The sequence below is a fragment of the Virgibacillus oceani genome, from assembly GCF_041521345.1.
GTDB lineage: Bacteria > Bacillota > Bacilli > Bacillales > Amphibacillaceae > Virgibacillus_N > Virgibacillus_N oceani_A.
This window is the reverse complement of the sequence record NZ_JBGOHB010000032.1, coordinates 43,275-54,582: the sequence shown is the minus strand read 5'-3', so window position 1 is coordinate 54,582 and position 11,308 is coordinate 43,275. Positions and strand designations below refer to the sequence as shown.

The 11,308-nt window shown below is 31.0% G+C and carries 11 protein-coding genes and 1 pseudogene; all 12 read right to left on the bottom strand.

The annotated features are described in order from the left end of the window. Positions 1-465, bottom strand: a 465-nt coding sequence (locus ACDX78_RS19095; RefSeq protein WP_486029873.1) for a transposase, incomplete at its 3' end; no start/stop codon positions are given. 40 nt (positions 466-505) lie between these two features. Continuing rightward, the gene (locus tag ACDX78_RS19090) at positions 506-955 is read right to left on the bottom strand and encodes a magnesium chelatase subunit ChlI family protein (protein ID WP_486029871.1); all 450 of its coding nucleotides are present in this window, start codon (positions 953-955) and stop codon (positions 506-508) included. Further along, a pseudogene (locus tag ACDX78_RS19085) lies at positions 892-1,422 on the bottom strand (ATP-binding protein). Before ACDX78_RS19085 ends, ACDX78_RS19090 begins: the two are co-directional and overlap by 64 nt. Before the next feature lie 46 nt (positions 1,423-1,468). Further along, positions 1,469-2,047 carry a magnesium chelatase domain-containing protein gene (locus tag ACDX78_RS19080; protein WP_486029869.1) on the bottom strand — a complete coding sequence of 193 codons (579 nt, stop codon included), beginning with the start codon at positions 2,045-2,047 and terminating at the stop codon, positions 1,469-1,471. Between the two features lie 961 nt (positions 2,048-3,008). After that, positions 3,009-3,854: a polysaccharide pyruvyl transferase family protein gene (locus ACDX78_RS19075; protein WP_486029867.1), complete on the bottom strand. Its 846-nt coding sequence runs from the start codon at positions 3,852-3,854 to the stop codon at positions 3,009-3,011. Between the two features lie 14 nt (positions 3,855-3,868). Beyond that, positions 3,869-5,080, bottom strand: coding sequence for a lipopolysaccharide biosynthesis protein (locus ACDX78_RS19070; RefSeq protein ID WP_486029875.1), 1,212 nt, complete (start codon positions 5,078-5,080; stop codon positions 3,869-3,871). Positions 5,081-5,170: 90 nt separating this feature from the next. Then, positions 5,171-6,472, bottom strand: a complete 1,302-nt coding sequence (locus tag ACDX78_RS19065) for an O-antigen ligase family protein (protein WP_486029865.1) — start codon at positions 6,470-6,472, stop codon at positions 5,171-5,173. Between the two features lie 108 nt (positions 6,473-6,580). Continuing rightward, on the bottom strand, positions 6,581-7,549 hold the full coding sequence (locus ACDX78_RS19060) for a glycosyltransferase (RefSeq protein WP_486029863.1): 969 nt from the start codon (positions 7,547-7,549) through the stop codon (positions 6,581-6,583). Positions 7,550-7,640: 91 nt separating this feature from the next. After that, complete coding sequence (locus ACDX78_RS19055; RefSeq protein ID WP_486029861.1) at positions 7,641-8,447, bottom strand: glycosyltransferase family 2 protein; 807 nt, start codon at positions 8,445-8,447, stop codon at positions 7,641-7,643. A gap of 53 nt (positions 8,448-8,500) precedes the next feature. Beyond that, entirely contained in the window at positions 8,501-9,667 is a 1,167-nt protein-coding gene (locus ACDX78_RS19050) for a glycosyltransferase family 4 protein (protein WP_486029859.1), read from the bottom strand. A gap of 46 nt (positions 9,668-9,713) precedes the next feature. Beyond that, the gene (locus ACDX78_RS19045; RefSeq protein ID WP_486029857.1) at positions 9,714-10,706 is read right to left on the bottom strand and encodes an ATP-grasp domain-containing protein; all 993 of its coding nucleotides are present in this window, start codon (positions 10,704-10,706) and stop codon (positions 9,714-9,716) included. Positions 10,707-10,765: 59 nt separating this feature from the next. Next, positions 10,766-11,278 carry a GNAT family N-acetyltransferase gene (locus ACDX78_RS19040; protein WP_486029855.1) on the bottom strand — a complete coding sequence of 171 codons (513 nt, stop codon included), beginning with the start codon at positions 11,276-11,278 and terminating at the stop codon, positions 10,766-10,768. Positions 11,279-11,308: the final 30 nt, after the last annotated feature.

Genomic DNA, 11,308 nt, shown 5'->3' with positions numbered 1-11,308 from the left:
CATATCTATATCCACGATTTGTACTCGATGAATATATTCGTTGACACTTGTCCACCTGCTTTCAAATACATTTCTCACTAGTCCTGCTTTTACTGGATTTTGATGAATGTACCTGAGTACGGTTAAAAAAAATGTAGTTGACTCTTCGTTCTCCGATTTGAACCTTTCTTGAAATAAATGTCCAGACCGACCGTATTTCATGTTATACCAATACACATAACTGGAACTTATTCGTTTGATGATTTCTGAAAGACTTTCCTCCGTCTCCTTTAATAATAAATGGATGTGATTGTCCATTAAGCAGAAGCTATAGATTTGATACTTACTAATGGCTTTGTATTTTTTTAATGTCTCTAAAAATCTTGTCTTGTCCTCATCATCTTCAAAGATCGTCTGTCTATTAATACCTCTTAGCATGATATGATAGATACCACTATGGCTTTTCTTTCTAGGACCTCTTGGCATAAACAAATCACCTCGGGTGAATAATATTTGGGGTTTTCTGCTATCTCACCATCCCTTTTTGGGTATGGATGGATTGCGTACGCCTCATGGTAACCGCTTCCCATATTGCTTCATTTTCGATGTTTTCCTTTCTGTTCAAATCAGAAATCGTCCTGGCAAGTCTTCTTATTTTCATTTGAACCCGAGTGCTCCAATTATATTTAATTGCCCAGCTACGCATCATCTTTTCCTGCCCTTCTGTTAATTTCATTTCCGTACATTCCATTAATTTCTCGTTATCTGCAGTGGCATTGCATGTCTCTTTTCCATATCTTAGATATTGTTTTCCCCTTGCTGAAATCACCCTTTCACGAATGGTTTCAGAAGTTTCATTCTCTGCCATGGTCTCGTTCTCTAATGATACGGTGTCCAGTCTGAGTAAAATATCTATCCGATCCTGAATCGGCCCGGAAATTCGGTTGTTATACGCAGTAACCTGTTGGGAGTACATGTGCAATAGCGATACTTAGATCCTAAATATCCACAAGGACAAGGGTTCATAGCACCGATGAGTAAAAATTCGGCAGGGTATGTGACAGTGGATGCTGCCCGGCTAATTGTAACTACTCCAGATTCCATTGGTTGGCGCAGCATATCTAATGTTCATTTAGAGAATTCTGCCATCTCATCCAGGAAAAGCACACCACGATGTGCAAGTGATACCTCACCAGGCTTTGGATGTGTCCCACCACCTATAAGGGATACTGCAGATGCGGAATGATGTAGGGACCTGTACGGAGGAGCAGAAACATTTGATGGACTCATTCCAGCCAGTTGATAAATGCTCATAACATCAAATTGGTTTTCTAATTTTAGTGGTGGTAAAATCGATGGGAATGTTTCAGAAAGCAAGCTCTTTCCACAACCAGGAGGACCAACCATCAGAACATTGTGCCCATCAGCAGCCGCAATTTCCAACGCTCGTTTTGCTTTCTGATGTCCTAAAACATGTTTGAAATCTTTATCATAGGTAGGGAAGCTTTATCTCAGAAGATGCGTTTAAGGTACTTGGGGCAATAGTAAAAACAGACAACTGTCCGGAAAAAGATTCAATCACTTCCTCCAGAGTTTCAACAAACCTGAGCTCTATACCATTAATGGATTCCAGGGGCATATCTTTCATCTTAGGCAGATACAGCGTATCGAAACCTTCTTTTTTAGCAGCTATGATAGCCGGGAGCATACCTTCTACCGATTTAATTGACCCATCCAGCGAAAGCACACCTAAAAATGCAGCATTGTCAGGGATTTCATCCGTTATCTCTTTTGCTTCCTTCATCACCCCAATCGCCATTGCCAAGTCAAAAATCGGGCTATTCTTCTTCTGTTCTGCAGGAGATAGATTAATAACTATTTTCTTATCCCGTATTTCACAATCGTTCGCATACAATGCAGCAATCACCCTGTCCTTCGATTCTTTTACCGAGGCATCTGGAAGACCAACAATACTCACACCTTCTATTCCAGGAACGAGTTGCACCTCTACTTGAACACGGTATCCCTCCATACCTTTTAAGCCAATACTGGAAATTACTGTCGCCATTTTTTCAACCCCTATTTTTAAGTAAGTTAGATAGGTATAAATTAATCGACAGCAGAACCAATGTCAAAATACCAAAATCTAAAATTAGATATGTATAGAGTGAGTAATTTTCAATATTATTGGAGAGAAAATTGAGTTTTTAGCACTACGAATAGAGCCAAAATACAATTTTGGTACAATTTATGAAAAGATATTAAACTTAAAGTTAAAAGTCCAAAAAAATAGACCGAGTATAAGAACACTCAGTCTGTACTACTAAAATTGCGGACCAGGGTGCCTGTCCCTGTGGTCCTCTCTTCTTTTTAATGTGAAATCAAGAAATTGTGTTAGACTAACTGAGACGTCTGACATTTCGTTAACCTCCCTATGTATAATTAGGTTATTACTCGCACTGAGGGGGACTCTTATTAAAAACAAGTGTAGTGGGGGTCTGACCCCAATACCTACTATTTATTGTGTTGGTAACTACCGCTTGGAAGCAGAAGAAGAACGAAATCGCTGCGCAAGGCAAAACCAAAAACCCTAAAACCATGATACCCATCTCAAAATAGAGTATATTAACGATACGGAATGCTTAAAAAGTAAATTAAATTAAAGAAAAGATTGAAATCCCATAATTCGACGCGGTTCAAAAAAGTCCTGCTTAAATTTATGAACATTTTATGACAAACCAGCTAAAATTAAAATTTATAACCATGAGGCGACTTCATTCTTCTTGGGCAATCAAAAATTTTGCGGATAGTAATTGCATAGAATAAGAACAAGGCACAATTAGCGACTAAAACCGTTCATTGTGCCCTTTTTCCCGCAAAACTTCCGATTGTCCCCTTAAAGAACCGTTCCCATGCTCTTTTTTGGCATCATTAGTATTATCTTATTTATTAATTTTTAATGTCCAAGCCTACGGATACATTATAATGGGACCATATACGGCAATGAATCAGGAGCTTGTTATCTAGTTTTAAAGACACTGAGAAAAACTAGTTAACAACTCTTCCTTTTTTTTATCAATTTGTCTTTCAGTTATCTTATAATCATCAATAATTTGATTGATGCTTGGATAATTAGAATTATTTAGATCAAATGGCTCTATAGAATAGAGATTAAACCCAGAATAATAATCATCAAATTTATATCCATCACCTAACAATTTATCTGTGTATATTAACCTCATATTAGGAATTCCAAAACTATCTGCAACAATTAAACCATGTAAAGCACTTGATATAACTACTTCACACTCTGAAATAGTTTTTACAACACTCAAAGGATCAACAGTTAAGTCAATAAGAACGGAATTATCATAGTTTTCCTTCATCTCAATAAACACTTTTTCATTTTTTTCTCTAAAGTGTGGAATAATACCAATGGAGTACTTTTTTTCAATTGGTTCTTTAATCAAGTGTGATGCTAATAATCCACCATCTCCAGTAGGTACATTCAGTTCCTTATTTAATATTTTTTCTAATTTTTTTCTTGTAAGTTCGCCTCTTACTGAAGATATATTTATATCTTTTCTTAATGGAATAAGCTCTTTATCTGAATATTCTATAAAACCAGTAGACCAAATTTGAAGGGGAGATTGTATTTTTCCATACATTCTTTCTAGCATTTGTCTTGGCTTGCCCTTGAGATCTGATTTTTCAGGAAAGAAAAACCTTAAATAACTTCCTATGCCAGTACTCTCACATTTCCAGCGGTTAGTAAGGGTAATTTTATACCCCATAACATCCTCTATAATTAATTCATTTAACAAGTCCCCCATATTTTTAATTTTAGAATACAGCACTTTTACTTCTTTTTCCATTTTAATAACTCCTTTTAAATTTTATTTTTACTGGTTAAATATAATACAATAAATAGTATTGAATATAATATAAAATAACCAATGTTAATTAACTCCAAAAATTCTTCTATTGATAGATTCTGGTTTTTAACAATAAAATAAATAACCAAGGCTATTACAATAAATAATAATTGCAAAGTTAATTTTACTAATTGCTTTCCTGAAATAATAAAGCCATGCATCAACCCTGTTACAACAAACCTTATAGCAAATAAAGGAATTAGAATCTTAACAAACGTTCCACTCCTCATCCATTCTTCACCGTACACTATAGAAAATAAAGGTTCAGCAAAAAACCATAATAGTAAAAATCCAATAATACTAATTACTATTAATAATATTGCTGTACTAATAAATGTTGAATAAAAGTTTCCTTTCTCTTCTTTCTCTATGGTTGCTTTTCTAAAAAAAACTTTTGCTACATTACTACTAACTAAACTCATTGGGATTGCCAGCACACTCATAGTTAAATAAAAGTAACCAGTTTCCTCTATATTATATAAAGAAGTTATTAGAATAGGTAGGATAGAAAATGAAACAACAGTCGCAAATAGACCAGGCATAGAAAAAAGAGGTTGCACTCTGTATTTATTTAGAACATTTTTAAGTTCAAGTCGAGTTGAATTGAAAATTTCCTTTTTTTTAGCTATTATATACTGGGATTGTTTTCTTATCCCAAATATTGTTGCAACGAATTGAGATATTATAAGCCCCAAAAAACCAACTTTAAATATTCCTAAGGTGATTTTTAAAGTGTTTGAAGATATTGACCTTATTAATGCAATAGATGACATCAATTTATATTGTTCGAATCTATTATTATAAGCGTCGGCTATTTTTGCAAATCCACTTAGTAAAAGTAAGGGTAAGGCGACGTATATCCAATTACCAACTTCTTTAAATGTATTAGGATTAAAATAGTTGTACGAAATTATTCCAAGAGAGATAAGAAATAACATAAAAGCTAGTATATAAAAAGTTAAAGCACTGACTGCATTTGCTTCTTTATCTGACTTTGCTGTAATTATAGCCATTTGATATTGTAAAGTTAAAAGTGGCACTAGCATATTAACTAAAGAAGTTATTAATGACAACCCTCCAAAATCTTCAGGTGAGTACAAACGCGTTATAATGGGTTGACATAAAAAAGTTATAATTTGAGCCAACACTACACCTGAAGTAAGAATTACAATTTTTTTAAATCCACTATTAATAATAATTTTTTTGATATAAGTTTTAATCGCCGGCAGAAATTTCTACTCCTCCTTTAATATACATCAATTAGCACTTGTTTTTTTGTAGGTACTTACAGATAAGAAGATAAATAAAAGCAGCCAAAATGCTTGTAATTGCCACAAATAAATAGAGAACATTAATCTTGGAACTGATAATAAAAATAATACAAGAACTAAATATTTAATTTCATTTGTTATCTTATCATTTGACCAAGGACTAACTATGTATTTAAAACACAATATTATAAGAATACCAAATGGGATAATAAAAACAAATCCACCTTCAGCTAAAAGTTGTAAAAATATATTGTGAGGGTATTGCCCATCATACATGTCTGCATATATCCCTATTCCTTTCCCCCAAATAGGAGATTCCATAAAGATTCTAAATGAATTTTCATAAATATGTTCTCGACCATTTAGAATTCCTACTACACCACTTTGCTCTAGTAAATCTGCAGATTTGATTAGCACTACCAATTCTATGCCAATACTTTGAAATAAATCATATAACCAAAGGAATATGCGTTCTAAATTTATTATAATTGTAATTAATAAAAAAAGAATGATAGCAAATAACAATGGAAATAGTATTCCATCTTCTTTATTAAATTTTTGACATACTTTTATATAAATAATAAAAGATACTAATAAAAAAATTGATAATACAGCACCTCTTGATCCCTCAGTTATAATTAAAAATAACAAATAAAAGTTTGAAATATAACCTATCAGATTAATAATATTTATTCGACTTCCCATAAAAAAGAAATGAACTATTGCAGCTAAAACACTTGGCAATATTGCATAAGTAGCTCCCATTTTCATGGCATCAGAATACATCATCAAATTATTTTCTAAAAATCCAATAGGGTTCAATAGAATTAGACATCCAACTAACATAGTGAACCTTATAACATCATTAGCATTGAATGGTAATAAAGTAAATAAGTAGGCCAATATACCGAAAGCTAAAAATTCAATAAAATAATTAGTAGTAAAATTATCTAACCCTCGAAATAAAAAAGTAAACGCAAAATTAGATAATATTAATAAAATTAATAAAGTGGCTTTTTTATTTAATCTAAAATCTCTATACCCTTTAAATATTGCTGTTACATATGATAATAATAACGTTGTAAGTAATAATACAGGAAGTAGCCCTTCTTCAATAAACCCTAAAGAAGAAAATAATATAGCTATGAAATTCGCGGTTAAAACAATTGCCATCATTAAGCTGTTAACTTTTGCTACTTTTACAAAACCTTTTACTTTAATGTTTTTATTAATCTTTGTCGGTGATTCACTGTTATTCCACGTTTTACCGTTACCTAAGCTTTCCATATAAAAATCCCTACTTAAATATATTTTAACTTATCCCTGTCATTCAATTTCACTAAGAATTAGCTTATTCGTATAGTAAACTGTATTAGCTCAATATAACTAAAACTACTATTGATATAATTTAATATATTTTTTCTTTTTTCTCCTACTTATGTAAAAAGAGTAAGCTTTTTTAATTAAAAAAATTGGATTAAAATATTCCCTATCAATAATATGAATCTTGTTTTCCCTCAATTTTTTGTAGACTAAGACGCTTTGTTTGTATCCAAAATTAAATGAATTTAACAAAGTATACCTTCCACTCACATTTAATTTTATTAGTTTAAATTCATCTTTGTTTAGTGCAAATTCTTTTAAAAATCTATAATAACAAATAAATACATCTAAACGAGTTTTAAATACTTTTGGACTAATAGTAGTGGTGAGGCTTCCCTCGCTTCTAGTCACGCAATAAATTTTTTCATCTGATACTTCAAAATTTTCCATGTGGTATCCTACTTTAGTAGAAAACATAACATCATTTGAAGCAATTACTTCATCGAAGTAAATATTGTATTTTTTAATAAATCTTTTATTTATTAATTTAGACCAAGGGACATGGTAAAAATACCTAAGGCGTATTTCTGAATTTATATCTGGGTTTATTTTATAATGATCAATTAGTTTAACATACGGTAAATGTCTATCCGAAACTTCTCCGGAATCGAATTCAATACTTGTTGGTTTTAAAAAAACTACGTCAAGCCCCGAACTTGAATATTTTTGTATTATTTTATAAAAATCTTCAAGAAAATAATCGTCTGAATCTGCGAATAACACCCATTCTCCACTTGCTTGCATCAAACCGATATTTCTACATGCACCAGCTCCTTTCTTATCAGGGGTGTTATTTAAAAAAGTTACATTTTTAAATGAATATCTTTCTTTAAGTTTTAAAAGTTCCCTCTTTTCCGACGGATCACTATGATCATCAATAATAATAATCTCTATTTCTTTTGCATTCGGGATAGTTCCAATTAATTTATTTAATGAATCTGTTGAATTAAAATGTGGAATTATAATTGAAAAGATAACCATGTTTTTTATCACCCCTTTTTTTCACTAAACTCACTTTTTAATCATTGATTCTTCCATTAAGATTATATAATTTTAGTTGTAATAAATTATGTTATACATAATTTCTAATAAACATCCTAATTTTTCTTGGTAGTAAACCATACATAAACCTGCCGTAACAAATCAAATACATTCTTTTGGGTGCATTTAGTAGTCTAATAGCTTTTTTTTGTAGTTTAATTGATGAAGCCAAATGTTTGATTCTGTTGCTTCTTTCAAAATTTTGTTCATCATGAATTCTTTTATAGGTTAAAGGAGAATTAATTCGTGATAACTTCCAACCGTCTTTAGCAATTCTAATCCATAAATCATAATCATATTGTCTTTCTCGAGTATCATCATAACCGCTTACTCTATCTAAGACATTTTTACGTATTAAAACAGAGCTATGAGAAAGTGGGCTTCTATAGACTAACTTATTAGTCACTTCTTTTGGTGTTAAATATAATGAATCTTCGTTTTCTCTATCAATTTCCTGAAGAGTAAAATTACTCCCGATCAAAACAGAACCTGTACCTAAAACGCCGATACCTGGGTTTTCTTCCATTATACTATATTGTATTTTAAGTTTCAGAGGGTGAAAAAGATCGTCTGCATCTAATATTGCAATATATTCACCGCTGCTCTTAGCTATAGCTAAATTTAATGCTTTACCCCTACCTATATGATCAGAATTAATAATAAGAATTCTTTCATTATTTTTATATCTATCAAGTATATTTGAAGTATTATCTGTGGATCCATCATTTATAATTATTAACTCACTATTGACCTTATTTTGGTTAATAACACTCTCAATGGCATCTTTAATATATTTTTCTCCATTATAAACAGTTATTAATGAACTAATTTCTGGCATAATACTTCCTCCGGTTTTGTAATTTTACACTCAAAAAATAAATTTTATGTAAATCAATTATATCTATTATTCAATGAACTTTTATATAATTTTTCCAAACTACTCCATATAATCATCGAATCGAAATCCCTTTCAACTCTCTGAAGTCCATTCATACCGAGTTCTTTAACCAAATTGGGATTAATTATAAACCTTTCTAAATTTCGTTCTAAGGCAATCTCATCTTCTATATCTACTATTAAGCCAGTTTCGTTATTTATAACTGTATCAACTGCGCCTGTTGCATTAGTAGTTACAACAGGTGTACCAGTTGCTTGAGCTTCAATTGACACATTACCAAATCCTTCTCTGTGAGTAGGAAACGCAAGTACATCCATAATAAAATAATATGGAATTGGGTCTTTAACCTTTCCTATTTCTTTAATATGAGGGTTTTTCGATACTTTTAAATAAGTCTCCTTAGAAATAGAATCTTTTTCTTCTTTAGCCCCAATCATAATTAAAGCGATATTGTCATACTTTTTTTGCAAGTTTTCAAACGCCTTTACCAATTCATTAATACCTTTAGATCTATTAATTCTCCCTACATAACCTATAACTAATTTATAATTATTTAGTTTTTTTTCTATCTTAATTCTTTCAACCTGTTTTTGCACTTCAAGAGTTTTGATAAATTTATCAATCTGTATACCATTACTACTACCATGACCAAAAACTATAGTCTTCTTTTTTGATGTTAATTGATAGTCAATTACTTTTTTTTCCAAACTAGGGCTGATACATATTACTTTATCAGCACAAAAGCAAGCAATTTTCTCAGTAAATATTAAAATTCTTTTTTGTAGACCACTTGCCGTCTCAAATGGTAAACCTCTTATTGTATATACTTTAAAAGGGACTCTTGTTAACCAAGCACCTAGCATACCCAATAAACCAGCCTTTGGAGTCCCTGCATTACATATAGAAGGTTTAAGCTTTAAAAAATAAAAAATAATTTTGATTAAAGAAACTAAATCTCTTAGAATTGAAATACTTCTTTCCATATTAATTGCTTTTATATTAACATTCTCTTTTACCCTAACTCCTTCAAGCTCTTTTCCAGACGAGGAGATAATTGTAACGTCGAAACCTAAATTAACCAAATATGAAAGTTGCCCTTTCATTAAACCTACTGATGTTGAAGCAGTTACCATATGAACTACCTTTGTTTTTTTTTTCAATAATCCCACTCCTAACAACGCTTATAAATAATACTGGGAATGCAGTTCAATTTTTCTCTTTCGAATACATATTTATAATCTTAACATCAGCATATTTCATCATATAACTTCCTTCATTATAGTTACTATTGGAATTTGGATTCTCTATTCCATTTATATTATTAATAATCATCTCTGGTACATTCATTCCACTTTCATACGCATGAGGATAACCTCCACCAAACCGGGGATTTACTTCAGAGATATAATATTTTCCATTAACTTTAAAAACATCTACATCAATAATCCCTTTAAATTCAGTCTTTTTAACAAATTGCTTTATCAATTCAAATAGTTGCTCATCCTTAATTGAAACTGATTTATCAGTTTCACCAGCTTTCATCTTAAGCTTTTGCTTTATAAATATGGAAACCGATTCACTAGAAATCATATCAATATACACATCAACACCATATTCAATCCCATCCATAAACTCTTGGATCATTAAATTATCAAACCTACTAAATAAGAATTCAATTTCTTCTTTTGAGTTAACCTTACTGATATTAATACTTGCACTACCTTTAACTGGCTTAACAAAAACTGGATAATCTATAACACCAGCCCTGACATCATTGTAAAACTGTTCCTTGTCTATATAACTTTTAACAGTTTTGAATCCATTTCGAACCAAGAATTCAAACATCTTATATTTATCAAAAGACAGTTCAACTACATCATGGTCTGGTACTATAGGAGTTGTGCCTACATCCAAGAATGCTTGTTTATGTTTTGCAAGAAGGCTAAGTTCCGGGTCTATCAATGATAAAACTGCTTTTACATTGTTTTCCTTACAAATAGAAAGTATTTTCTCTACATATCCATCAGCATCCATTCTTGGTACAATGTAATGTTTATCTGCTTCATATAAAGCTGGAGCTAATTCAGTACAGTCTGTGGCTATAACAGTCCCCTTAGTGTCTACTTCTCTTTTAAAATACTGAACAATTTTATTCCTTGTTCCACAACTTAAAATTAATATATTTATATCGTTACTCATTTGATGGATCCTCCAAAATGCAGCACATTTAAAAAAATATTATCAATTTATTACTGTATTCAAATAAACTTTTCCATTAAAATTAAGTCTCTGTACTCACCTTTAATATATCTTTCTTCTTTGAATTTACCAATCACTTCATATCCTAGTGATTCCCACATGTGAGTAGCTGCCTCATTATCAAATACTACATTTAATTTTATTTTTCTTAAATTTAAATACTTTTTTGCAAATTGCTCCATCAGTTTACATGCTTCTTTTCCATACCCGTTACCTTGAGAATCTATATTCCCAATATAAATACCAATTTCACATGTCCTATGAACCCAATTTATTCCATATAAACCAACCATACCTATAGGTGAATTTTCTATGTCACAAATGATAAAACGTTTATTATTACCAGTAGTATCTATCATAGATTCTATCCATTTTTCTTGTTGGTCAATAGACGTTGGCATAAACCCTCCACCTAAATTCTGAAAAATGTTCTCATTATTTTTCCATTCATTTAAAAATGTAATATCATTTTTAAGTATAGGTCGAAGATATACTTTTTCTCCTTTAATCACATTCTCACCTCTATACTTATAATAATTTAT

Excerpts from the sequence above, each read along its gene's own strand:
- ACDX78_RS19090 (WP_486029871.1), bottom strand. The coding sequence starts at position 955 with ATGTACTCCCAACAGGTTACTGCGTATAACAACCGAATTTCCGGGCCG.
- ACDX78_RS19080 (WP_486029869.1), bottom strand. The coding sequence starts at position 2,047 with ATGGCGACAGTAATTTCCAGTATTGGCTTAAAAGGTATGGAGGGATAC.
- ACDX78_RS19075 (WP_486029867.1), bottom strand. The coding sequence starts at position 3,854 with ATGGAAAAAGAAGTAAAAGTGCTGTATTCTAAAATTAAAAATATGGGG.
- ACDX78_RS19065 (WP_486029865.1), bottom strand. The coding sequence starts at position 6,472 with ATGGAAAGCTTAGGTAACGGTAAAACGTGGAATAACAGTGAATCACCG.
- ACDX78_RS19060 (WP_486029863.1), bottom strand. The coding sequence starts at position 7,549 with ATGGTTATCTTTTCAATTATAATTCCACATTTTAATTCAACAGATTCA.
- ACDX78_RS19055 (WP_486029861.1), bottom strand. The coding sequence starts at position 8,447 with ATGCCAGAAATTAGTTCATTAATAACTGTTTATAATGGAGAAAAATAT.
- ACDX78_RS19045 (WP_486029857.1), bottom strand. The coding sequence starts at position 10,706 with ATGAGTAACGATATAAATATATTAATTTTAAGTTGTGGAACAAGGAAT.